Source organism: Lacrimispora xylanisolvens, assembly GCF_002934545.1.
GTDB classification, from domain to species: Bacteria; Bacillota; Clostridia; order Lachnospirales; family Lachnospiraceae; genus Lacrimispora; species Lacrimispora xylanisolvens.
In genome coordinates this window covers 41,826-67,292 of the sequence record NZ_PTJA01000015.1, presented here as the reverse complement: position 1 = coordinate 67,292, position 25,467 = coordinate 41,826, and the positions used below count along the sequence as shown (strand labels likewise).

Below are 25,467 nucleotides of genomic sequence, written 5' to 3'. Positions count from 1 at the left end.
GGATACCAATGTTTGATCGTTTAGATGATATATTAATTCATTATGAAGAGCTGATGCAGGAACTGAATAACCCGTCTGTTGCAGAGGATCAGAACCGGTTTCGGAAGCTGATGAAGGAACAGGCAGATTTAGCAGACCTGGTGGAAGCTTATACCCAGTATAAGAAAGCAAAACAAACCGTGGAAGAAAGTGTGGCTCTTCTTGAGGAAGAGAGCGATGAAGAGATGCGGGAGATGGCAAAGGAAGAATTATCCGATGCTAAAAAGCGCATTGAACAGTTGGAACAGGAGCTGAAAATACTTCTTTTACCTAAGGATCCCAATGATGATAAAAATATCATGCTGGAGATCCGTGCAGGAGCAGGCGGCGACGAGGCAGCCCTTTTTGCTTCTGAGCTGTACCGTATGTATGTCAATTATGCTGAAGCACAGAGATGGAAAGTTGAGTTAATCAGCGTTAATGAGAACGGAATCGGCGGTTTTAAGGAAGTTGTTGCCATGATTACAGGAAAAGGCGCTTATTCCAAGATGAAATACGAAAGCGGCGTTCACCGTGTTCAGAGAGTGCCGGAGACAGAGAGCGGCGGAAGAATTCATACGTCTACGGCTACTGTGGCAGTTATGCCGGAAGCGGAAGATGTGGATGTAGTGATTGAAGATAAGGACGTAAGAATCGATGTTATGCGTGCTTCCGGTAACGGCGGACAGTGCGTCAACACAACGGATTCCGCTGTTCGTCTGACACATATGCCTACTGGTATTGTAATTTACAGCCAGACTGAAAAATCCCAGCTTCAGAACAAAGAGAAGGCATTTCGTCTGCTTCGTTCCAAGCTATATGATATTGAGCTGGAGAAGAGACAGAATTCTGAGTCAGAGGCCCGCAGAAGCCAGATTGGTACAGGTGACCGGTCTGAGAAGATCAGAACCTACAATTTCCCACAGGGCCGTGTGACTGATCACCGGATTAAGCTGACTCTTTATAAGATTGATTCCATTATGAATGGAGATATATACGAACTTTTGGATTCTCTGATTGCAGCAGATCAGGCAGAAAAGCTTGCCAGACTGAATGAGAATTAAGGGGATTGCTAGAAATTTCTGAAATGATTTCAAAATAAATGCCTGTACTTGTAATATTTTATATTGCAGGTATAATATAATAAAGAAAGGCAATCGCCACAGGGTGGTTGGCTAAGTTGAAAAGCAAAAACCTTCCCGACCGGCCAAAGTACAGGGAAGGCTTTTTGCGGTTAATGACACGTCATAAAGACGAATGTCAGCAGTGCCAGAAGGAACATACCAAAAGACATCAGGTCCTTAAAGTCATAATTCTTCATGAGCAACACCTCCATTCTATGTAGAATCGAGGCCTACCACCCTATACACGATTGCCAGCAGTTTGTACCTGCCAGTATAATTATATGAGTCATCTTATAAATATACCAATAAAAATACAAAATATCTGAAAAATCCCTCTTGGACATAGTCGTTGTCTGAGAGGGATTTTTTTTCTTATTGAATAAAATAGTCGGGGAATGCTGCCACAAGTTCTGATTTTTCCATCTGGTGCCGGTTGATATGTCTGGTCATTAAAATTTCAGCCAGTTCTGTATCCCTGCGCTCGATGGCATAGATAATATTCTCGTGATCTTCCACGATCTTGGTGGGCTTACTGGACTTTAAGGAAAGAGTTCTGATCCGGTCAAAATGTACCATCTGGGACTGGATGACCTCAAATGTTCTGGCCTTATTCACGGACTGGAATAAAAGCATGTGAAATTCATTATCCAGAGGAAAGAATCTGGCTGTGTCTTCCTGTTCCAGACAGAACTTCTGCTCACTGATATTATCCTTCAGCTTCTTTAAGTCCACCGGTTCAGGACTTTCACAGGCAAGCTTCACCACAGCGTTCTCTAGAACAAGTCTCATAAAGCGGGCTTCTTCAATTCGTTCATAATCTATTTTAGAAATATAACTTCCCCGCTGGGGCAGTATTTCAACTAGGCTGGATTTGCTAAGTTCAATCAGCGCTTCTCTGACTGGTGTTCTTGAAAGATTCAAAGTGGAAGAAAGCTCATTTTCACTTACTGCACTTCCTGGAGCAAGCTCTAAGTTAATAATATTATAGAGAAGAACGCGTATCGCATAATTTCTGGCATTCTCTCCGGGAGACCGATCGAACAATTTCATAAAAAACCTCTCTTATCAAAATATAAATCCTGCAGGCAGGAACATACGGTTAGTATACTACTGAACAGCAAGTTTATCTATTGTTTTATTGATAACCCCTGAAAATAGGCAATAACTTGTATACAAGTATCATGCTTTGAAAGCGGGTAAATGTCAATGAAATAAGGGATAAAAGTGAAAATATGTCATAATGCACAAAAAATAAGATAAAAAATATACAAAATTACATATTGAATATTTCTCCGTAATATACTACCATACAAGATAGAAAGACATGTAAAAGAGAAATTCATACATGTTTGGTTGGCTGGGCAATACTAGCATATAATAGGACAGGACTTATTATGTGCCGGCCTCATGATAAAGTAAAACAATAACTGATTGCAAAACAGGAGGAACAAAACGATGGAAATGACTTTACGCTGGTATGGACCAGGATATGACAGTGTGTCCCTGAAACAAATCAAACAGATACCTGGAGTGAAAAGTGTAATTACAACTCTGATGGGAAAGCAGGCAGGAGAAGTCTGGACAGAAGCAGAGATTGCTGAACTGAAAAGAGTAGTAGAAGAAGAAGGCCTTACCATCGCAGGAATTGAATCCGTTAATATCTCTGATGATATTAAGATTGGTACGGAAAAACGGGAACAGCATATTGCTAATTATATTGAGACTCTTGAGAATCTTGGAAAAGCCGGAATTCATATGGTTTGCTACAATTTTATGCCTGTATTTGACTGGACACGTTCCGATCTTGCAAGAGTACGTCCGGATGGATCAACCGTACTTGCATATAACCAGGATGTAGTAGATAAAATCGATCCTGCACATATGAAGGAATCAGTAGAAAAGATGTCCAACGGCTTTGTAATGCCAGGCTGGGAGCCAGAGCGTCTTTCCCGTCTGGAAGCTTTATTTGAAGCATACAAAGACATTGATGATGAGAAACTGTTTAATAATCTTGTTTATTTCCTGGAGTCAATTGGCGAAGTTTGTGAAAAATATGATATTAAAATGGGTATTCATCCCGACGATCCGGCATGGCCGATCTTTGGTCTTCCAAGAATTGTACGCGACAAAGACAGAATTGTAAAACTGTTAAAGGCAGTTGACAAGCCATACAACGGTATTACCTTATGCACAGGATCACTTGGTTCCAATCCGGCTAATGATATCTGTGATATTATCAAAGCTGCAAAAGGAAGAATTCCATTTGCACATGTAAGAAACTTAAAATATAACAGCGACAGAGATTTCGAAGAAGCAGCTCATCTTTCTTCTGACGGATCCATGGACATGCATGCAATTATGAAAGCACTGTATGAAACAGGATTTGACGGTGTAATCCGTCCGGATCATGGAAGAATGATCTGGGATGAGGTTGCCATGCCTGGATATGGTCTTTATGACAGAGCACTGGGTGCAGTATATCTTCAGGGATTATGGGAAGCCATTGATAAGGAATCTGGGAAAAACTAAGGAGGCAGTGCCGGTATGAAGCTGACATTAGAAGGTTTAAAGAAAAAAGAAGCCTGGGAGGCAGCTGGAATCAGCCTTCCGCTTTATGACATTGAAACAGTGGTCAGAGAAACAAAAGAGTCACCGGTCTGGGTACATTTTGGCGCAGGTAATATCTTTCGTATCTTTATCGGTGGAATTGCAGATACCTTAATTGCACAGGGCGAGAGCACCAAGGGAATCACCTGTGTGGAGACCTTTGACTTTGATGTAATTGATAAGATCTATGATCCATATGACAATCTGGTTCTTGCAGTAACCCTGAACGCAGATGGTTCTACTGGAAAAAAGGTGATCGGCTCCCTGACAGAAGCGATCCGAGCCCAGTCAGGTGTTGCAGCTGAGTGGAATCGTCTGAAAGAGATCTTCGTTAATCCGGAACTTCAGATGGCTTCTTTTACCATTACAGAGAAAGGCTATGCACTGAAAGGAACCGAAGGAAATTATTTCCCATTTATCTTAGCTGATCTGGATAATGGTCCTGAGAAAGCAGTTTCTGCCATGGCTGTGGTATGTGCCCTTCTCCTTGAACGGTTTAAGGCAAACAAAGCACCTCTGGCAGTGGTTTCTATGGATAACTGCTCTCATAATGGTGAAAAACTGAAACAGTCCATCGTCACAGTTGCAAAAGAGTGGGAGAGCAGGGGATTTGCAGAGAAAGCATTTGTTGATTATCTGGAAGATGAATCAGTTGTTTCCTTCCCCTGGTCCATGATTGACAAGATCACACCACGTCCTGCAGATTCTGTATGCAGTGAACTGGAAAAAGCAGGAGTTGAGGATATGGCTCCGGTGATCACTTCCAAAAAAACCTACATTGCGCCATTTGTCAATGCAGAAGGACCCCAGTATCTGGTAATTGAAGACAAATTCCCCAACGGAAGACCGGCGCTTGAGAAAGCCGGAGTGTATATGACAGACCGGGATACTGTAAATAAAGTAGAGCGTATGAAAGTTACCACCTGCTTAAATCCGCTGCACACAGCGCTGGCTGTTTATGGCTGCGTTCTTGGATATGATTTGATTGCAGATGAGATGAAGGATACAGAGCTGAACCGTCTGGTTCATGAGATCGGTCCGGTAGAAGGAATGCCGGTAGTGACTGACCCGGGAATTCTGTCTCCATTGGAATTCGTAGATGAAGTAATCCGTGTCAGAATTCCCAATCCTTTTATGCCTGATACACCTCAGCGAATCGCTACGGATACATCTCAGAAGGTGGGAATCCGTTATGGTGAGACCATTAAGGCATATGTGGAAAAATACGGAGATGCAAAAAAATTAAAAGCCATCCCGCTGGCAATTGCTGGATGGTGCCGCTATCTTCTGGCTGTGGATGATCAGGGTAAGGCATTTGAACTCTCCTCTGATCCTATGATTCCTGAACTGACAGAAAAGCTGAAAGGAATTGAGTTTGGCAAACCGGAGACATATCATGGACAGCTGAAGGAAATCCTCTCTAATGAGCATATTTTCGGAATTGACCTTTATCAGGCAGGCATTGGAGAAAAAATTGAAGAGATGTTCTGCGCCCAGATTACCGGAGCAGGAGCAGTAAGAGAAACACTGAAGCGTGAGCTGAATTAATAAGGATACAATCAGGGCCCTGGCAGAGAAACTTTATTCTTTGCCAGGACCCTTTTTATTTATGACATTCCAGATTCTATTTTCTGATTTTTAATTCCATGTTTTTCTGCAAAGCCGGTGAGAATCATGGTGAGAGCTCCGTCTCCTGTTACATTGCATGCAGTTCCAAAGCTGTCCTGGAGGGCAAAGATGGTCAGCATAAGAGCAGTACCCATCTCATCAAAACCTAAAACTCCGGTGATCAGACCGAGAGATGCCATAACCGTTCCTCCGGGAACACCGGGAGCCCCGATTGCAAATACACCCAACAGAGCGCAGAACAAAAGCATGGAGCCAAGAGATGGAATATAACCGTAAAGGATCTTTGATACAGTCATGACAAAGAAAACCTCGGTGAGTACAGATCCGCATAAGTGGATGTTGGCAAAAAGCGGGATACCAAAGTCCACCATATCTTCTCTTAACACAGGCTGTGATTTTTTGGCACATTTTAAAGCGACTGCAAGAGTGGCAGCTGAAGACATGGTTCCTACTGCAGTGATGTAGGCAGGGCCGTAATTGCGCAGAACGTCCAATGGATTTTTCCTGGAATAGGCGCCCCCAATCAGATACAGAACTGCCAGCCAGATATAGTGTCCAACCATAACAATTAACACTACCTGAAGGAAAACGGGCAGCTGTTTTGTGATGGTTCCTTCATAGGAAAGGGCGCAGAATGTAAAAGCGATAAAAACAGGAAGAATGGGTATGACAACCTTTGTTACAATGGACAGGACAATTTCCTGAAATTCCTCCAATACCTGAGTAATTGCTGCAGCTTTTGTCCAGGTAGCGGCAAGTCCCAGTAGAAGTGAAAATACCAGAGCACTCATGACCGGCATAATCTGAGGGATATCCAGCTGGAATACAATTCCGGGAAGCTCCTTTAGGCCATCTGTACTTGGTGAGATGGACAGATGGGGGATTATAATGTATCCGGCAGCCATGGAAAACAAGGCCGCACCTATGGAGGAAATATAAGCTGCAGAAACAGCGATTCCCAGCATTTTAGAAGCATTATTGCCTAATCTTGTGATAGATGGGGCAATAAATCCGATGATGATGAGCGGAACGCAGAATACAATGATCTGGTTCAGTATGTATTTGACTGTCACCACAACATTCATCAATTGTTCTCCAGCCAACTGTCCGATTAAGATTCCCCCAATAACCCCCAGCAGTAATTTAAAGGGTAAACTACTTACTAATTTTTTCATACCTATTCTCCTATCATGATTTTAATGATTTCCTCGTTGGTCTCCTTCATTCCTTTTTTCCCCAATCTGCCAACGTTTTTCAGCGTAGCCTCTACGCCTTTTGTGACAATGCCGTCCCCATCCAGAAATTGCTGTCCATGACTGTACATGCTGTATCCAAAGATTCCTGCTTCAATGGAAGAGGCTATCTTTGCCGCACAGGAAGCTTTTGCCCCATCACATACAATACCCGATACAATGGCCAGCGCATTGACAACGGTATGTATCACTTCCTCGTAGCCGCCTCCGCATAAATAAGCGATTCCAGCCCCAGCCCCAGCCCCGGCATTTACCGCTCCGCAATACGCGGATAATCTTCCGATGGGAGTCTTTTGATGAATGGAAGTTAAGTTGGATAAGGCAAGTGCCCGGTACATGGTTTCCTCACTGACGCCTAATTCTCTGGCATAGACAATGACTGGAACCGAAACGGTAATTCCCTGATTGCCGCTGCCGGAATTAATGATGACCGGAAGCTCGCAGCCATTCATACGGGCATCGGAACCAGCGGCAGCCATGGCCTTTGCTTTCAGGGAAATGTCGCTGCCTGCACTCTTTAACAGGACTTTGCCAATATTGGCGCCGTAGTCATTGGTCAGGCCTTCCTCTGCAATAGCCCAGTTGTACCGGATCTGTCGGTCCAGCGTTTCCTTGATATCAGCAATGTCAACGGTATTGATAAAATCCCAGATATCTTCCATGCTGAGTATGCTCCGGTCTGTCAGCGCCTCTTCTTCTATGCCGGCATCCAGCTGTTTTAAGACCGTCCCGTCCTTTTCGATTAGTACAATGTTGGTATGGTAATTGGCTATCCGCACTGTGCATGTGGAGGATCCTTTGTACAGAGTGATCAGGATATCAAACGTGATTCCATTATCAATATGTACAACCCCTATTTCAGTCTCCTCCATGAATTGCTTCATCTCAGAGATCTGGTCCGGTGTAACACAGGAAATCACTTCCAGTTCCTTATCCGGATCTCCCGCCACAATTCCTGCGGCTACAGCTGCCGGTATTCCTTTCAGGTGGCCGGTGTTGGGAACAATGACGGATTTTACATTTTTGATAATGCTCCCGCTGGCACCAACTACCACCTTGTCCGGAATGGCGCCCAGTGTCTTTTTCGCTACTGCAGCAGCATAAGCCAGAGCAATCGGTTCCGTACAGCCCATAGCCGGTATCAGCTCTTCCTTTAGAATCTGCACGTAGGCGCGGTATTTACATTCTGCCTTTTCCATACTTTTTAAAGTCCTTTCTAATCGTGTCCTGAAAATACTCATCCTTTGAGTTGATTTCTGAGTGACTTTAATGTACCATAAATATAAATGAATGTAAAATTTAATGTTTTTATGATATCGTTTAATATTTTTAAATTAAGAGAGGATCGATATGGAACTCCGTGAAATACGAACATTTTTAGAAGTTGCTGATTTAAAAAGCTTTTGCAGGGCGGCAGAAAAGCTTAAATATTCTCAGGCAGCAGTGACGGTTCAGGTTAAACAGCTGGAAAAAGAATTAAACGTTCATTTGTTTGACCGGATTGGCAAGCAGACTACTTTAACACATGAAGGAGAGATGTTTTACCAGTACGCATCTGAAATTATGAGGAATGTGGCTTATGCCCGTAACGCCCTTGGCCAGTCCTCGGAGCTGACCGGCACTCTTGTGATCGGTACCATTGAATCCATCTGTTCCACTCTTTTTCCTCCATTAATCAGGGAGTATCATCACCGTTATCCCAAAGTAAACATTAATATTGTGATTGATTCTCCGGAGATCCTGCTGAACATGATGAACAGCAATCAGGTGGATATGGTTTATTTTCTGGATCGCAGAATGTATGATGCCAAATGGGTTAAAATACTGGAGAAGCCGGAAGAGATCATATTTGCCGCATCAAAGGATCATATCTTTGCAAAGGAAACCGGACTTACCATTGACCAGATCATTACTCAGCCCCTGATTTTAACAGAAAAGGATGCCAGCTACCGGTTTATTCTGGAACAGTATCTGGCATCGGATGATAAGAAACTTCATCCCTTCCTGGAAATAGGGAATACGGAATTTATTATTAAGCTGCTGAAACAGAATGAAGGAATCTCCTTTCTACCGGAGTTTACAATCAGGGAGGAGATGGAACAGGGACATTTGACGGCTCTTTCCATGAAAGAATTTTATTTAAGAACCTGGAGACAGATTGTTTATCATAAGGATAAATGGCTCAGCAGGGAGATGAAGGCTTTTATGGAGCTGGTTTTGGAGATGGAGGAGCATTGATGTTGTACGGGCTTTATCCATGTGTTATACTGAAAGAACTAAAATAATCAGCTGGAGGATAAAATATGGAAGTATTGAAAGTTGGAATCATGGGAACAGGTAGAATTGCATCAATTTTGGCAGAGACCATGGTTCAGATGCCTGAAGTCTGCTTATATGGTGCTGCTTCCCGAAGTCTTGAAAAGGCAGAAGATTTTGCAGCACGTTTTTCTATAAAAAAAGCTTATGGCTCCTATGAAGAGCTGGCAGCTGACAGTGAGGTTCAGCTGATTTATATTGCGACTCCCCATTCGGAGCACAGCAGGAATGCCAGGCTGTGCCTGGAACATGGAAAGCATGTTCTGTGTGAAAAGTCATTTGCAGCTAATTATTCCCAGGCAAAAGAGATGATTGACCTGGCTCAGGAGAAAAACCTGATGATTACAGAAGCCATGTGGGTGCGGTATATGCCGATGGCTGATACGCTGAAGGAAGTTCTTGCTTCCGGCATCATCGGAGAACCCATGACACTCACTGCCAATCTGGCCTACCTGGTGTCAGATAAACACCGGATTGTGGCCCCGGAGCTTGCAGGGGGAGCGCTTCTGGATGTAGGCGTTTATACCCTTAATTTTGCATCTCTTGTTTTTGGTGATGAGATTACTGATATTGCCTCCAGCGTGATTAAGACGGAGACAGGTGTGGATGCCCAAAACAGCATTACTCTTCTTTATCCAGGCGGTAAGATGGCTGTATTGAACAGTTCCATCCAGGTTCTTTCTGACCGTCAGGGCATTATCTATGGAACAAAAGGATTCCTGGTTGTGGAAAACATCAATAATTTTGAATCCATTTGTGTATATAATACAGACCGGAAGCTGGTGGGCTCCTATCAGAGACCGGAACAGATCACCGGATATGAATATCAGGTTCTGGCCAGTAAAGACGCGATCGAACAGGGATGGACGGAGTGCCCGCAGATGCCTCACCAGACCACCCTTAATGTAATGAGAGTGATGGACGAGCTGAGAAGACAGTGGGGGATACGTTACCCATTCGAGACAACCAATGAGGAATAATTTATGTTTTCAAGAAAAGATTTAACCGGGCTTCTGGCCCCTTTGATAGTAGAACAGATCCTGGCAGTCCTGGTAGGTATGGTGGCTGTGGTGATGGTGGCAGCGGTTGGGGAAGCGGCTGTATCAGGCGTATCTCTGGTGGATGCCATCAATATACTGATTATACAGATTCTTTCCGCGCTGGCGACCGGAGGTGCGGTAATCTCCGCCCAGTATTTAGGAAAAAAACAATCAGTGAATGCATGCAAGGCAGCAGGCCAGCTGATGGGAGTTACGGCTTTATTTTCCCTGTTGCTTACAGTTGCCGCATTGGCAGGCAACCGGCTTCTTCTTCGGATGATATTTGGCAATGTGGAGCCGGAGGTAATGGACGCTGCTGTGATTTATTTTCAGATTACAGCCCTGTCTTATCCATTTATAGCAATCTATAATTCCTGTGCCGCGCTTTTCCGGTCCATGGGAAATGCCAAGATATCCATGTTTGTTTCCCTTGTTATGAATGTGGTAAATATCGTCGGCAATACGATTTGTGTTTATGGTCTGCATATGGGAGTGGAAGGCGTGGCTTATCCCACTCTCATAAGCCGTATTGTTGCAGCTGTCATGATGTTTTATCTGATACAGAATCCGGACAATGTGGTAAGAATCAGGCGGCTTTCCGAGCTGAAACCGGATTTTAAAATGATAAAGAATATTCTGGTGGTTGGCATTCCAAACGGTCTGGAAAACGGTATGTTTCAGTTTGGTAAGATTGCGCTTCAGAGCCTGGTTTCGTCACTTGGGACTGCGGCCATTGCCAGTTATGCAGTGGCATCAAACCTGGTGACTCTTTTATACCTTCCCGGTAATGCCATCGGGCTTGGTTTAATTACCATTGTAGGTCAGTGTGTGGGCGCAGGAGAGATCAAACAGGTCAAGTATTACTCCAGGCTTTTGGTAGGGATTAATTATGGTATCTTATTAGTCCTGTGTACGGTTATGGTACTATTTTCAGACCAGCTGGTATCCATCTACAATCTGTCTCCCCAGGCAGCCCAGATATCAGCCCAGATGATCGTGGTGCATTGTTTTGCCATGATTGTGTGGCCAATCTCGTTTACAGTTCCATATGCGTTAAGAGCCTCTATGGATGCAAAGTTTACCATGATGGTTTCTGTATTTTCCATGTGGCTGTTCCGGATCGGTACATCCTATTTATTCGTGCAGGTCATGAACCTGGGAGTAATGGGGATCTGGTATGGAATGTTTATTGACTGGTTTTTCCGCGCAGTTGTATTTGCACTGCGGTTTCGTGGAATTGAAAAAAGGGCAGTGTCCGTTTCTTAACGGCACTGCCCTTTTTAACGATTTTCATTCATCTTCCCATCTGCATTTACATAAGAGCCTTCAATCACCCGGCTCACTGCCATCTGCCCCAAAACACCATCCGGACCCGGATTAAAGTAGTACCAGTGGGCATCAATCTTATGCCATCCGGTTACCATAATCCCTATCTGGTTTGTATAAAAGGTGCTATTATAATGAGAGTCACGGATCCATCCGGTTACCATGGCTCCCTGTGTACTTCCCTCTTCCGGATTAAAGTAATACCAATGGCCGTTTAAATAATGCCAGCCGGTGGCCATATATCCATTATCCATAAAATAATAGGAATTACCCTGATATTCGATCCACTGTCCGGCGGGATATTTGGAATTCCACTGGTTAAAGTAGCGCCAACCGGCGTCATCTTTTACCCAGTTTCCGGAAATATAAATGGATTCCTCTTTTGTATGGGCATAGCTGATAAAAGGGTCTGCACCGTATGCAGCAAACCAGACGGAAAAAAGCGCGGCTGCTGCCAGGCGAATGGCAGGGACCGATAAAAAGCGGCGTCTGTCGTTCATAGTCTCCTCCTTCCGGTTCTCCCAGAGATTGTATGAATCGATTATAAGCGAACCCCTGAGAAAAAACAATGAAGGAAAGGAAACTGTAAGATATTATTTATAAATCATAAATTTAATCAAAATATCTTGACACTTTTGAATGCGTTTGTTATATTACATATAGAACAAATGCTGTAATGTTTGTAAAGAGCCGGATAAAGGAGGAAATTGCCGTGAACATTAATAAATTTACACAGAAGTCCATGGAGGCTGTGAAGAACTGCGAAAAGCTTGCGTATGAATACGGAAACCAGCAGATTGAACAGGAACATATGCTGTACAGCCTTCTTACCATTGAAGACAGCCTGATTTTAAAACTGATCACCAAGATGAATATACAGAAAGAATTATTTCTTGATGAGGCTGCAGGGGCAATCCAGAAGCTTCCTAAAGTAAGCGGCGGACAGCTTTACATCAGCAATGACTTAAATAAGGTTTTAATCAGTGCGGAGGATGAGGCAAAGGGAATGGGAGACCAGTATGTTTCGGTTGAGCATTTATTCCTGGCCATGTTAAAACAGCCATCAAAGGCATTAAAAGAACTGTTTCGCAGCTATGGCATTACAAGAGAGAATTTTTTGACGGCATTATCCACAGTAAGAGGTAACCAGAGAGTTGTAAGTGATAATCCCGAGGCAACCTACGATACGCTGACAAAGTATGGGTATGACCTGGTAGAAAGAGCCAGAGATCAGAAACTGGATCCTGTCATCGGCAGAGACAGCGAAATCCGTAATGTAGTCCGGATTTTATCCAGGAAGACCAAGAACAACCCGGTATTAATCGGAGAGCCGGGTGTTGGTAAGACCGCAGTTGTGGAAGGGCTGGCCCAGAGAATTGTAAGAGGTGATGTGCCTGATGGCTTAAAAGATAAAAGGCTGTTTGCACTGGATATGGGTGCATTGCTGGCAGGTGCAAAGTACCGGGGTGAATTTGAAGAGCGTTTAAAAGCAGTTCTTGATGAAGTGAAAAAAAGCGACGGCCAGATCATTCTTTTTATTGATGAGCTTCATACCATCGTTGGAGCAGGAAAGACAGAAGGCTCCATGGATGCAGGCAATATGCTGAAGCCCATGCTTGCCAGAGGAGAGCTTCATTGCATTGGTGCGACTACATTGGATGAATACCGCCAGTATATTGAAAAAGACCAGGCACTGGAACGGAGATTCCAGCCGGTTATGGTAGATGAGCCCACTGTAGAAGATACGATTTCCATTTTAAGAGGGTTGAAAGAGCGGTACGAGGTTTATCACGGAGTGAAAATCACAGACTCTGCCCTGGTATCTGCGGCCACCCTTTCTGATCGTTATATCAGTGAGCGTTTTCTGCCGGATAAGGCCATTGACCTGGTGGATGAGGCATGCGCCATGATTAAGACAGAGCTGGATTCCATGCCCGCTGAGCTTGACGAGCTGTCAAGGCGGATCATGCAGATGGAGATAGAAGAAGCTGCCTTAAAGAAAGAAACAGACCGCTTAAGTCAGGATCGTCTGGCAGAGCTGCAGCAGGAACTGGCGGAGCTTCATGATGAATTTGCCTCACAAAAGGCGCAGTGGGAGAATGAGAAGGCATCGGTAGAACGTCTTTCCTCCTTAAGAGAGGAGATTGAAAACCTTAACAGGGAAATTCAGACTGCTCAGCAGAAATACGACTTAAACCGTGCAGCAGAGCTTCAATACGGCAGATTACCCCAGCTTCAGAAGGAACTGGCAGAGGAAGAGGAGCGGGTGAAAAATCAGGATTTAAGCCTGGTACGGGAAAGTGTAACGGAAGATGAGATTGCAAGAATTGTATCAAAATGGACAGGAATTCCGGTTGCCCGTCTGACGGAGAGTGAGAGAAATAAGACACTTCATCTGGATCAGGAACTTCATAAGAGGGTGATTGGACAGGAAGAAGCTGTTTTAAAGGTGACGGAAGCAATTATCAGATCCAAGGCTGGAATTAAAGATCCCACGAAACCTATTGGTTCCTTCCTCTTTTTAGGTCCTACCGGTGTGGGAAAAACAGAGCTTGCCAAAGCGCTTGCCGAAAGTCTGTTCGATGAAGAGAACAACATTGTGAGAATTGACATGAGTGAATATATGGAAAAGCACTCTGTATCCAGACTGATTGGAGCTCCTCCCGGATATGTAGGTTACGATGAGGGCGGCCAGCTGACTGAAGCAGTACGGAGAAAGCCATATTCCGTGGTGCTGTTTGACGAAGTGGAAAAAGCTCATCCGGATGTGTTCAATGTGCTTTTACAGGTTCTTGATGATGGGCGGATCACCGATTCCACCGGAAAGACGGTTGACTTTAAAAACACCATAATTATTATGACCTCCAATATTGGTTCCCAGTTCCTTCTTACAGGGATAGACAGTAATGGGAATATTACAGAAGCGGCAGAAGAGATGGTAATGGGGGATTTAAGATCTCATTTCAGACCGGAATTTTTAAACCGTCTGGACGAAATCATTCTGTTTAAGCCACTGGATAAGAGTAACATTTCCGGTATTGTAAGTCTGCTTATGAAGGATTTAAACCGGAGACTGGAGGATCGTGAGATAAAGATTGAACTGACAGACCAGGCCGGCGAATTTGTCGTGGAGCAGGGATATGACCCGGTATATGGAGCCAGACCGTTAAAGCGGTATCTGCAAAAGCATGTGGAGACTCTTGCTGCCAGGGTAATCCTTGGAGATGAGATCCATACAGGAAGTACCATTGTGATTGATGTCTCAGAAGAAGGGGATAAACTGATTGCTTATCTGGAATAAAAAAACAGGGGGGTCCGTATCAGGACTCCCCTTTGTGCTGAAATTTTCAGGAATTGGTATTTGGCAAGGTCCACAGAATATCTCTGTTTACGGTATGATAAAAGGTATCCCGTATCTCCTTAGGATCTTTTGTTTTTCCAAGAATCCACATGAGCTTGGTTACGGTGGCCTCCAGAGTCATATCGTATGCTTCCAGAAGTCCAAATTCTTTTTTTATGGAATGCCCAACCTCGTAAACTGACATATTGCTGCCTTCATTGGTCACCTGGGTTGTCATTACCACTGTTTTCCCAAGAGAAATCCATTTTTCAATGGCCTTATAAAAATCACCGGAATCATAAGAGGGCAGACCGCCTACTCCAAAGGATTCAATAATGACTGCATCATAATGCTCTGCCATATAATCCAGAACATCCGCACCCATGGATGGAATCAGTTTTAAAAGTGCTACATTAAAATTCAGCTTATGAAAAAACATGGGACTTGCAAAGCGGTTATTTTTTTTGTCATCCAGATAAAAGATCACATGTCCATCCTGAATTGTAGCAATATAGGGAAAATTAATGCTGGAGAATGCGTTGTAGCTTTTGGTCCGTTCCTTTTTCCCTCTTGTACCGGAGATAACTTTTCCATCAAAAACGATGTTTACATCATGGGAACGGTCATCACTGGCAAATCGAAGGCTGTCAGATAAATTGGTTCTTGCATCAGTATTTTCCATGTCAATGGGTTTTTGGGCACCGGTTATGACAATGGGCTTTGGGGAGTTCTGCACCAGATAAGAAAGAGCCGCTGCTGTGTAAGCCATGGTATCCGTTCCATGGCAGATAACAAAGCCGTCATAGGCAGTGTAATGATCTTCAATGGCTTTTGCAATTACCAGCCAGTGCTTTGGCTGCATATTGGTGCTGTCTATATTGAATATCTGAAGACTGTCTACCTGACAGAAATCCGCCGCATCGGGAACATAGGAGAGAAGTTCGTCTGAAGTCAGAAGGGGCTTTAAACCAGAATCTCCTCTTTTGCATGCAATCGTACCACCGGTTCCCAGCATCATTATTTTTTTCATTTGAAGTACCTCCTGATGGATTATGAACCTGATTGTAGCATTTCTTTTTCCATTCGTACAGGTCATTTCTTGAAAATAAAAGAAATCTATGCTAAAATGAGGGACAAACAGTTACAGGAGATAATAGAATGGCTAATATACCCAAAGATCCGGTTATGCTGCTCAGTTACATGAATACTCAGCTGAGAGATTATTATCCATCTTTAAGTGAGTGCTGTCTGAGCCTGGGAATCGAGGAAGAAGAGATTGTAAAGTCACTGGCCTCCATTGATTACCGGTACGACAATGAGAAAAATCAGTTTTTGTAAATGAAGTGGATACAAAAGGGTCGTCGCAGCTGCGGGGACCCTTTTTGGAAAATAGATTTGAGACTATTTGCAGGAGTCACACCATAAAATTATTAGAATGAAAGAGAAGAAAATAGGAAAACTGTTTCATGTAGAAAGTATAAAATACTTGAAACGATGAAACCGGTTAGAAAGAGAAAGGAGGGATTTAATATGGAATCTGTCTGGAATCAGAGCATAGCAGTCTGGAAATGGCTCATGGATCATTTAATCTATATAAACCTGATTCTTTCTGTTATCATTGTTTTTTTTCAAAGGAGGGATCCAAAAGCAGTCTGGACCTGGCTGTTAGCGTTATATTTTATTCCCGTATTCGGATTTCTCTTTTATCTTATACTTGGGCAGGATATGAGAAAAGGCAAGATGTTCCGGGTTAAGGAAGTGGAGGACCGGATGCGTTACTCTGCCAGAAATCAGGAGGAGTTTTTAAAAAGTCATGATATCGGGCTGGATTCTTCCCTTGCAAGGGATTATTCCGATCTGGTCATGTACAATTTAGAAACCTCAGGTTCTGTTCTCACCGTTGATAATACCGTTGAAATTTTTACCGATGGAGAGAAAAAGTTCCAGGATCTCAGGGAAGAACTTTCAAAAGCAAGCCGGTTTATCCATCTGCAGTATTATATTATTAAGAATGATGAACTGTTTGACTCCATTATCCCCATATTAATTGAACGGGCAAAGGCCGGTGTAGAAGTCCGGATTCTCTGTGACGGTATGGGTGGAAGGTTCATGCGCAAATCAAAATGGGACTTATTAAAGGAAAGCGGTGTTAAGGTTGGTATCTTCTTCCCGCCAGTGCTTGGAAGGCTGCACCTGCGTATTAACTATAGAAATCACAGGAAAATTGTTGTTATCGATAACCGGATTGGTTATGTGGGCGGATTCAACATCGGAAGGGAATATATTTCCAAAGACCCTAAGTTTGGTTACTGGAGGGATACCCATTTAAAACTTCAGGGTGGATCTGTTTTAAGCCTTCAGATTCGTTTTGCTCTGGACTGGAATTATGCAGTTGGGGAAAACTTATTTAAAAATATGACTTACTTCTGTGAAGACGAGGATGGAGCCTGTCTTTATAATATGGGAGTAGTGGATATCAATCAGATAGAAAAAAAACTGGGAATTCAGATTATTGCAAGTGGTCCTGACGCCAGAAGCAGACAGATCCGGGATAATTATATCCGGCTGTTCTCAAAAGCAAAGCATCATATCTATATACAGACTCCTTATTTTGTACCCGATGATGCAGTCCTTTCTGCCCTCAGGGTGGCTGCCAGGTCAGGCGTGGATGTCAGGCTCATGATACCATGCAAACCGGATCATCCCTTTGTTTACTGGGCTACCTATTCCTACGTGGGAGATCTGTTGTCTGAAGGTGCCAGATGCTATACCTATGAAAATGGATTTCTTCATTCAAAGGGAGTGATGACAGACGGAAAAGTCAGTTCCTATGGGACTGCCAATATGGATATCCGCAGCTTTGAACTGAACTTTGAAGTCAATGCAGTGATCTATGATGAAGAGACTACCAGAAAATTAGAAGAGTTATTCCTGGAAGATTTAAAGGTATGTGAAGAGATTACACCAGAGAGATATGAAGCCAGAAGTATCTTCATTCGGATCAAGGAACAGGGCAGCAGACTTCTCTCCCCTCTTTTATAGAATTCTTTTACAGCACAACATAATATCTCCATGTCCGGCACATAATGATGCTTATGAAGATACTATCACAATTAAACTTAAAAGAGTTACCCTTAAATTTTTGTAAATGCGGGGTTACAGGCTGGTGCCTGGAAGTAATGTTTACTGCAACAGACTCCTTCTTACGTCATGACTGGCGTCTGATGGGTCAGACATCTCTTCTTATGTTTCCTATTTATGGATGCGGAGCATTTCTGGCACCCATTGGAATGATGATTGACCACTGGGTCAATCCCAGATCCGGTCTGGCTGTTGCCCGAACGGATATTGCCATTCGTCATGGATTCCTTTATATGGTGCTGATTTTCGTGGCAGAGTATTTCTCCGGAACACTTTTACGCGGCAGGGGGATCTGCCCATGGGATTATACCGGCAGGAGCACCAACATTGACGGCCTGATCCGTTTGGATTTTGCACCGCTGTGGTTTGCTACGGGATTATTGTTCGAACAAATTACAAAAAAGAAAGGCAGGTAGTATTGTAATTAAAGAGTCCATTCTATATAATAGATGGAATGGAGGATTAGACCAATGATTCGATTTATTCTTGTAGCAGCATCCGTTATATTTTATCTGATCTTAAGCATCCCGGTTCTGATTTTTGAGAACATGTCTGGTAAAAAGAATCTTCGTGCAAGCGATGAGCGAAGTATATCTAACGTCCGGTGGATCTTTAAGATTATCCTGTTTTTTGCAGGAGTTAAAATTACAGTAAAAGGAAAAGAAAAGATACCAGTTGACCAGGCAGTTCTGTATGTGGGAAATCATAGAAGTTATTTTGATATTCTTGTTGGCTATACCACAGTTCCTGGTCTGGTGGGATTTGTGGCTAAAAAAGAGATGGAAAAAATTCCGCTGCTCTCCGGCTGGATGAAGCATGTAAACTGTCTGTTTTTAGACAGAAAGAATGTAAAAGAAGGGTTAAAAACCATTCTCCAGGGAATCGAGCAGGTGAAAAACGGAGTCTCTGTCTGGATTTTTCCGGAAGGAACCAGGAACACAAATGATGATATAATGGAACTTCTTCCTTTTAAAGAAGGCAGCTTGAAAATAGCAGAAAGAAGCGGCTGTCCGGTGGTTCCGGTAGCCATAACCGGAACGGCAGAAGTATTTGAGAAGCACCTGCCATTTATCCGGTCTTCAAAAGTAACCATTGAATTTGGAGAGCCGTTCCTGGTGAAAGAGCTGGAGCCGGAATCTAAAAAATTCCCCGGTGCTTATGTAAAAAAACAGATTGAGAGTATGCTGGAAGAAGAACTTTCCCTTCAGGGAAAGCTGACTGGCCGGTAAAGAAGACCAACAGATAAGGCAGAGGAATGGACATATGAAAAAATTAGACTTGCTTGAGATCAGAGGACAGCTGGACAGCATTGACCGTGAAATTGTGGAACTGTTTGAAAAAAGGATGAGACTGAGCGGCGAGGTGGCTGAATTTAAGATTGAAACCGGAAAGCCTGTTTATGATAAGGAACGGGAAACGCAGAAAATTGATTCCGTAACTGGAATGGTGGAAGATGCATTTATGAAACAGGCTGTCAGTGAACTGTTTACTCAGATGATGACCATCAGCCGCCATTATCAGTACAAGCTGATGGCGGAGCACGGAATGAAAGGGGAAGACACCTTTCAACCAGTAAAAAGTATTCCTACAGATGGGGTAAGAGTGGTTTATCAGGGAGTTGAGGGTGCATACGGTCACGCTGCCACACTCCAGTATTTCGGAACGGATATCAGCTGTTATCATGTTGTTACCTTTGAGGATGCCATGAAGGAAGTGGAGTCAGGACGTGCAGATTATGCGGTTCTTCCCATTGAAAACTCCTCTGTGGGTGCTGTGATCGACAACTATGATCTGCTGATGAAATACAACAATTATATAGTGGCTGAGACATTTTTAACTGTGAATCATGCGCTGTTAGGGCTGAAAGATTCAAGACCGGAAGAGATCCGTACTGTATTCAGCCACCCACAGGCACTGATGCAGTGCTCAGAATTTTTAAATGCCAACAGGAACTGGAAGCAGATCAGTGTGGAGAATACCGCGGCTGCTGCTAAAAAGATTATAGAAGAAGGAGATCCCACTCAGGCTGCTGTGGCCAGTGAAACCGCTGCCAGACTTTATGGACTGAAGGTTCTTAATTCTTCCATCAATCATAATAAGTCCAATACCACCCGGTTTATTATCCTGTCAAATAAAAAAATCTACCGGGAGGAAGCACAAAAAATCAGCATCAGCTTTGAACTGCCTCATAAGAGCGGTACTCTTTACAACATGCTGAGCAATATGATTTATAACGGAGTCAGCATGATTATGATTGAGTCAAGACCCATTCCGGGAAGAAACTGGGAATACCGATTCTTTGTAGATATGGAAGGGAATTTAAGTGAATGTTCCATTCAGAATGCTCTGAAGGGGATTTTAGAAGAGGGACGCAATATGAGAGTCCTGGGAAATTATTAAGTAATTCAGAGAGGTTCGGCCTGTATTAAGGCCGGACTTCCGTTTACACAGGGAGGAACAAAGAACGTGAATGAACTGATTTTATACCGCGATTTAAAATATCAGAAACTTTTTGACCAGATGTTAAAACAGCTGACTCTTATTCAGGAGAAACATACAGAAACAATGCCGGAATCCTGCGCCTGTGCCGGTCAGCTTATCGAGCTGGCAGCATCTTATGGCTTTGAGGGGAATCTCTGGCATTGTTTTTTAGCATTATGCCTGGCAGATCACGAAAACGCTTACAGTACCTCCTGTGAAATAACAGGTCCCATTCAGGGAACCTTAAATCAGATGGCTGCCCATGATTTTAAGATTATGAAGGAGTTGTTTGATCAGGACATACGGGCATTGGACTGCGGAGAAGAAGAGGGAATCTGGTCCGCCCTTTCTGATTACCACACCAATAATGGCAATAGTAAAATTTATAACGGACGAATCCGTGATCAGATCGTAACGCTCGCAGTGGAGTTAAAGGAAGCCCGGGACGTGAAAGCTTTCGGAGAAATAATAACCTTATTCTATAAGAATTTCGGCGTGGGAAAATTCGGTCTGAATAAGGCATTTCGTGTGGAGGAGACAGATCAGGAACCTCAGATCATTCCCATTACCAACATGGATCACATATATCTCAATGAATTAGTGGGATATGAAAGGCAGAAGGAGAAGCTGATTGAGAACACGGAAGCATTCTTAGATGGGAAGGCGGCCAATAACGTTCTCTTGTTTGGCGACAGCGGAACCGGAAAATCTTCAAGTATCAAAGCTATTTTAAATGAATATTATGATAGAGGTCTGAGGATTATAGAAGTATATAAGCACCAGTTTCATACACTTTCTAAATTACAGGAACAAATCAAAGACAGAAATTATAAGTTTATCATCTATATGGATGATTTATCTTTTGAGGATTCGGAACTGGAATATAAATATTTAAAGGCGATTATCGAGGGCGGGCTTGCAAAGAAGCCTGGCAATGTTTTGATTTATGCAACCTCAAACCGCCGTCATTTAATTCGTGAAAAATTCAGCGATAAGAGACAACTGGATGATGAATTACATAATAATGATACCGTCCAGGAGAAGCTTTCCCTTGTGGCACGATTTGGTGTAACCATTTATTATGGTGCTCCGGACCCGGCTGAATTTAAAGAGATTGTAAAGCAGCTGGCAGCCCGCAGCCAGATTTCCATGCCCATAGAGGAACTTTATCAAAAAGCAAATATATGGGAACTGAACCATGGCGGTTTATCTGGAAGAACAGCAAGCCAGTTTATTACCTATCTTTTGGCAAAAGAGAAAAATAATTAATCTTTTTGCAAATTTTACCGATATTTGACACAAAAGGAAATAAAATAAGGTAGAATAGTAAAAAACTGTCCTGTAGAGGGCAGTGAGGAGGACAAGTATGGCAATCAGATTATTTGCCGCTATTGATGTGGGATCATTTGAACTTGAACTTGGCATCTATGAGATTTCCCCTAAAACAGGAATCCGCAAGATTGATCATGTCCGCCATGTCATCGCCCTTGGTAGGGACACCTATAAGAACGGAAAAATCCGCTACGAATTAGTAGACGAAATGTGTAAGGTAATTGAAGACTTTGCTGATATTATGCAGTCCTATAAAGTCACAGGATACCGTGCCTATGCGACCAGCGCACTTCGGGAAGCAAAAAACAGTCAGATCGTACTGGATCAGATTCGGGTAAGAACCGGCATTGAGGTCCAGATTATCAGTAATTCCGAGCAGCGTTTTATCAGTTACAAGGCAATCGCTTCGAAAGATGCGGAATTTAATAAAATCATACAAAAAGGAACTGCCATCGTAGATGTGGGATTTGGCAGTATGCAGGTATCCTTATTTGATAAGGACGCTCTGATATCCACCCAGAACCTGATGCTTGGAGTATTGAGGATCCGTGAGATGATGGGCGATATGCAGGTGAATACCCAGATGCAGAATACCTTGATCGAAGAGATGGTTGACAATGAGTTAAATACCTTCCGCAAGGTTTATTTAAGAGACCGTGAGATTAAAAATCTCATCGGAATCGGGGAGAGTATCCTTTATCTTTCAAGAGAAAGCCATGGCGGAAAGCCGGTAGAGTGGATCACTGCAGAAGAATTTATTAATTTTTATGAAAAGATCAAGTTCATGTCTCTTGACCAGATTCAGGACCGGTTTGGTGTCAATGCAGAATACGCCGCTCTTTTAGTGCCAGCCGCCATTATTTTTAAACGTGTATTGGAACTGACCGGAGCTGAGATGTTCTGGATACCAGGAATCCGCTTATGTGACAGCATTGCTGCAGAATACGCAGAAGAAGCCAGGACAGTGAAGTTTCATCATGATTTTTCTGAGGATATTCTGGCCGCATCCAGGAACATGGCAAAGCGTTATAAGTGTCATGGTCCTCATACCGTTTGCATGGAAAAGTATGTACTAGGAATTTTTGACAGTATGAAGAAGTATCACGGTATGGGCAAGCGGGAGCGGCTTCTTTTACAGATTGCTGCCATTTTACATGCATGCGGCAAATTTATCAGCATGAGAAAGCCAAGTGAGTCCGCTTACAGTATTATTATGTCAACCGAAATAATTGGACTGTCCCATATGGAGCGGGAAATTATTGCCAATGTGGTACGGTACAACGGTCTGGAATTTGATTACAACCGGGTGCAGCTCAATGAGGAATTATTCCGCAATACAAAGGGAGAGTTGTCTCATGAGGATATTACCATATTAATCGCAAAGCTGACAGCCATATTAAGGCTTGCCAATTCCATGGACCGCAGCCACAAACAGAAATTATCAGACAGCCGGATGAATGTTAAGGAAGGGAAGCTTGTGGTAACCACTTCTTATGAAGGAGATATGACACTGGAAGCAATATCGTTTAATCAGAAGGCAGATTTTTTTGAAGAGATATTTGGTATCAGGCCTGTACTGAGGCAGAAGAGGAGGTTATCCTGATGGCAGACATAAGTGATATTTATTACAATCCGGATAATTATGTAAACCGAGAGCTGAGCTGGATCGAGTTTGATTACCGGGTATTAAGCGAGGCAAGAGATAAAAACCTGCCACTTTTTGAACGGTTAAAATTTTTAAGCATAACAGCTTCTAACTTAGATGAATTTTATATGGTGCGTGTGGCTTCCTTAAAGGATATGGTTCATGCAAAATACACCAAACCGGATATTGCAGGAATGAAAGCCGATGAGCAGTTAGAGAAGATCAGTGAACAGACTCATGAGCTTGTTTCTTTGCAGTATTCCACCTATAACCGTTCCATTCTTCCTGCATTGAAGCAGAATGGGCTGCGTGTTATTTCCAGTCACGAAGATTTAAGTGAAGCAGAGGGCAGGTTTGCAGATACCTATTTCATTCGGGATGTTTATCCGGTGCTGACTCCAATGGCGGTGGACTCCTCCAGACCATTTCCTCTGATTCGAAATAAATCGTTAAACATCGCGGCTCTTCTCAAAAAGAAAAGCGGCGAAGAGGAGCTTGAGTTTGCCATGGTTCAGGTTCCCAGTGTTCTTCCAAGAATTGTGGAGCTTCCTGCCGATGAATCAGGGGAGCGGTCCTTTATCCTTCTGGAACAGATTATTGAACGGAATATGGAAAGCCTGTTTTTAAATTACAACGTTGTCACCACCCACCCATTTCGCGTCATGAGAAATGCCGATCTGACCATTGACGAAGAAGAAGCAGTTGATCTTTTGGAAGAAATAGAAAAGCAGCTTAAAAAACGTCAGTGGGGCGAGGCGATCCGTCTGGAAGTGGAAGATAAAATAGATAAACGCCTGTTAAAGATCTTAAAGAGAGAATTAAATATAAGCTCCAGTGATATATTTGAGATTGCCGGTCCCTTAGATTTAACCTTTCTCATGAAGATGTACGGACTGAATGGCTTTGACTATTTAAAGGAAATCCCTTACATTCCCCAGCAGGTGCCTGAACTGATGAATGAAGATGATATCTTTACCAATATCCGTAAGGGGGATATACTTCTTCATCACCCCTACCAGACCTTTGATCCTGTGGTACAGTTTGTAAAAACCGCTGCAAAGGACCCGGAGGTACTGGCAATTAAACAAACCCTTTACCGGGTCAGTGGAAATTCTCCGATCATTGCCGCTCTTTTGGAAGCTGCGGACAACAGGAAACAGGTATCTGTTCTGGTGGAACTGAAAGCCCGTTTTGATGAGGAAAATAATATTAACTGGGCAAAGAAACTGGAAAAAGCCGGCTGTCACGTAATTTATGGACTGGTAGGACTAAAAACTCACAGTAAAATAACTTTGGTGGTGCGCCGGGAAGAGGATGGCATCCGCCGTTACGTTCATCTGGGTACCGGAAATTATAATGATTCCACTGCCAGGCTTTATACAGACTTAGGACTGATGACCTGCAACCCTCAGATTGGAGAGGATGCAACTGCAGTATTTAACATGCTTTCCGGATATTCGGAGCCTCTTCACTGGAATAAACTGGTTGTGGCACCCATCTGGCTGCGAGCCAGATTTTTAAAGATGATCCGTCGGGAAACCAGGAATGCGGCGGCCGGAAAGCCAGCCCATATTATAGCCAAGATGAACTCTCTGTGCGACAAAGAGGTGATTGCTGCCCTGTACGAGGCTTCCTGCGCCGGAGTGACTATCCAGCTGATTGTCAGAGGCATCTGCAGCTTAAAAGCCGGTGTTCCCGGTTTAAGTGAAAGAATAACAGTACGTTCCATTGTAGGTAACTTTCTGGAACATGCCAGAATCTTCTATTTTGAAAATGACGGAAGTCCGGAGCTTTATCTTGGAAGTGCCGACTGGATGCCAAGAAACTTAGATAAGCGGGTGGAGATCATGTTCCCTGTGGAAGATGAGAGACTGTTGGAACGAATTATGCATGTCCTGAAAATACAATTAGAGGACAATGTTAAGACACATATTCTGCAGCCGGACGGAACATGGGAGAAGCCGGATAAAAGAGGTAAGACCCTGATCAACTGTCAGGAGCAGTTTTGTGAGGAGGCATCCCTGTATGTCAGGGCGGAACTTGGCAGGCTGGATCCGGCTGGAAGCAGGGTGTTTATTCCGACTGAAAGTCAGGGATGAGAGGGTGTTCCTGATTTACCGTTTTATAGGTTTTTTGTAAGAAAATAGTAAGGCAAAGATACCTTTCTTGTGGTAAAATGGATGCAGGCTTTTTCTTTTTCAATTTGAGAACGCCG

Annotated in this window: 20 protein-coding genes; 15 read left to right on the top strand and 5 right to left on the bottom strand. The window is 43.3% G+C overall.

The window, feature by feature from the left end; all coding sequences use genetic code 11:
- The first annotated feature begins 8 nt into the window (after positions 1-8).
- Positions 9-1,082: a peptide chain release factor 1 gene (gene prfA, locus BXY41_RS22460; RefSeq protein WP_104439125.1), complete on the top strand. Its 1,074-nt coding sequence runs from the start codon at positions 9-11 to the stop codon at positions 1,080-1,082.
- A 432-nt stretch (positions 1,083-1,514) separates the two neighbouring features.
- Here the strand turns inward: prfA and BXY41_RS22455 are convergent, their stop codons facing one another.
- Complete coding sequence (locus tag BXY41_RS22455) at positions 1,515-2,192, bottom strand: GntR family transcriptional regulator (protein ID WP_104439124.1); 678 nt, start codon at positions 2,190-2,192, stop codon at positions 1,515-1,517.
- Between the two features lie 405 nt (positions 2,193-2,597).
- On the opposite strand from BXY41_RS22455, the gene uxuA reads away from it, so the two are divergent.
- Positions 2,598-3,671, top strand: coding sequence for a mannonate dehydratase (gene uxuA / locus BXY41_RS22450; RefSeq protein ID WP_104439123.1), 1,074 nt, complete (start codon positions 2,598-2,600; stop codon positions 3,669-3,671).
- A 15-nt stretch (positions 3,672-3,686) separates the two neighbouring features.
- Positions 3,687-5,297 carry a mannitol dehydrogenase family protein gene (locus BXY41_RS22445; RefSeq protein WP_104439122.1) on the top strand — a complete coding sequence of 537 codons (1,611 nt, stop codon included), beginning with the start codon at positions 3,687-3,689 and terminating at the stop codon, positions 5,295-5,297.
- Positions 5,298-5,356: 59 nt separating this feature from the next.
- On the opposite strand, the gene BXY41_RS22440 is transcribed toward BXY41_RS22445, so the two are convergent.
- Together BXY41_RS22440 and BXY41_RS22435 are read right to left on the bottom strand one after the other, a co-directional pair.
- On the bottom strand, positions 5,357-6,553 hold the full coding sequence (locus BXY41_RS22440; protein ID WP_104439121.1) for a dicarboxylate/amino acid:cation symporter: 1,197 nt from the start codon (positions 6,551-6,553) through the stop codon (positions 5,357-5,359).
- A gap of 2 nt (positions 6,554-6,555) precedes the next feature.
- Entirely contained in the window at positions 6,556-7,830 is a 1,275-nt protein-coding gene (locus BXY41_RS22435; protein ID WP_104439120.1) for an L-cysteine desulfidase family protein, read from the bottom strand.
- Between the two features lie 151 nt (positions 7,831-7,981).
- On the opposite strand from BXY41_RS22435, the gene BXY41_RS22430 reads away from it, so the two are divergent.
- From BXY41_RS22430 to BXY41_RS22420, 3 genes are all read left to right on the top strand, one after another.
- The gene (locus BXY41_RS22430; RefSeq protein ID WP_104439119.1) at positions 7,982-8,869 is read left to right on the top strand and encodes a LysR family transcriptional regulator; all 888 of its coding nucleotides are present in this window, start codon (positions 7,982-7,984) and stop codon (positions 8,867-8,869) included.
- Positions 8,870-8,934: 65 nt separating this feature from the next.
- Entirely contained in the window at positions 8,935-9,927 is a 993-nt protein-coding gene (locus BXY41_RS22425; protein WP_185140386.1) for a Gfo/Idh/MocA family protein, read from the top strand.
- Positions 9,928-9,930: 3 nt separating this feature from the next.
- A complete protein-coding gene (locus BXY41_RS22420; RefSeq protein ID WP_104439118.1) occupies positions 9,931-11,253 on the top strand; it encodes an MATE family efflux transporter in 1,323 nt (440 codons plus the stop codon).
- Positions 11,254-11,267: 14 nt separating this feature from the next.
- On the opposite strand, the gene BXY41_RS22415 is transcribed toward BXY41_RS22420, so the two are convergent.
- Complete coding sequence (locus BXY41_RS22415; RefSeq protein WP_104439117.1) at positions 11,268-11,813, bottom strand: glucan-binding protein; 546 nt, start codon at positions 11,811-11,813, stop codon at positions 11,268-11,270.
- A gap of 212 nt (positions 11,814-12,025) precedes the next feature.
- Between BXY41_RS22415 and clpB the strand changes: the two genes are divergently transcribed.
- A complete protein-coding gene (gene clpB / locus BXY41_RS22410; RefSeq protein WP_104439116.1) occupies positions 12,026-14,614 on the top strand; it encodes an ATP-dependent chaperone ClpB in 2,589 nt (862 codons plus the stop codon).
- Between the two features lie 46 nt (positions 14,615-14,660).
- Here the strand turns inward: clpB and BXY41_RS22405 are convergent, their stop codons facing one another.
- Positions 14,661-15,683, bottom strand: a complete 1,023-nt coding sequence (locus tag BXY41_RS22405; RefSeq protein WP_104439115.1) for an asparaginase — start codon at positions 15,681-15,683, stop codon at positions 14,661-14,663.
- Between the two features lie 128 nt (positions 15,684-15,811).
- On the opposite strand from BXY41_RS22405, the gene BXY41_RS22400 reads away from it, so the two are divergent.
- The 8 genes from BXY41_RS22400 to BXY41_RS22365 all read left to right on the top strand — a co-directional run bounded on the left by BXY41_RS22400 (position 15,812) and on the right by BXY41_RS22365 (position 25,351).
- Positions 15,812-15,991: a DUF4250 domain-containing protein gene (locus BXY41_RS22400; RefSeq protein ID WP_104439114.1), complete on the top strand. Its 180-nt coding sequence runs from the start codon at positions 15,812-15,814 to the stop codon at positions 15,989-15,991.
- A gap of 192 nt (positions 15,992-16,183) precedes the next feature.
- A complete protein-coding gene (cls, locus tag BXY41_RS22395; RefSeq protein WP_104439113.1) occupies positions 16,184-17,695 on the top strand; it encodes a cardiolipin synthase in 1,512 nt (503 codons plus the stop codon).
- A 44-nt stretch (positions 17,696-17,739) separates the two neighbouring features.
- Positions 17,740-18,210 carry a putative ABC transporter permease gene (locus tag BXY41_RS22390; RefSeq protein WP_104439112.1) on the top strand — a complete coding sequence of 157 codons (471 nt, stop codon included), beginning with the start codon at positions 17,740-17,742 and terminating at the stop codon, positions 18,208-18,210.
- A 54-nt stretch (positions 18,211-18,264) separates the two neighbouring features.
- Positions 18,265-19,023 (top strand): lysophospholipid acyltransferase family protein, encoded by a 759-nt coding sequence (locus BXY41_RS22385; protein WP_104439111.1) that lies wholly within the window; start codon positions 18,265-18,267, stop codon positions 19,021-19,023.
- A gap of 34 nt (positions 19,024-19,057) precedes the next feature.
- Entirely contained in the window at positions 19,058-20,194 is a 1,137-nt protein-coding gene (locus BXY41_RS22380) for a bifunctional chorismate mutase/prephenate dehydratase (RefSeq protein WP_104439110.1), read from the top strand.
- A gap of 120 nt (positions 20,195-20,314) precedes the next feature.
- Complete coding sequence (locus BXY41_RS22375; protein ID WP_185140390.1) at positions 20,315-21,544, top strand: ATP-binding protein; 1,230 nt, start codon at positions 20,315-20,317, stop codon at positions 21,542-21,544.
- Positions 21,545-21,641: 97 nt separating this feature from the next.
- Positions 21,642-23,210: a Ppx/GppA phosphatase family protein gene (locus BXY41_RS22370; RefSeq protein ID WP_104439109.1), complete on the top strand. Its 1,569-nt coding sequence runs from the start codon at positions 21,642-21,644 to the stop codon at positions 23,208-23,210.
- The gene (locus tag BXY41_RS22365) at positions 23,210-25,351 is read left to right on the top strand and encodes an RNA degradosome polyphosphate kinase (protein ID WP_104439108.1); all 2,142 of its coding nucleotides are present in this window, start codon (positions 23,210-23,212) and stop codon (positions 25,349-25,351) included. Before BXY41_RS22370 ends, BXY41_RS22365 begins: the two co-directional genes overlap by 1 nt.
- Positions 25,352-25,467: the final 116 nt, after the last annotated feature.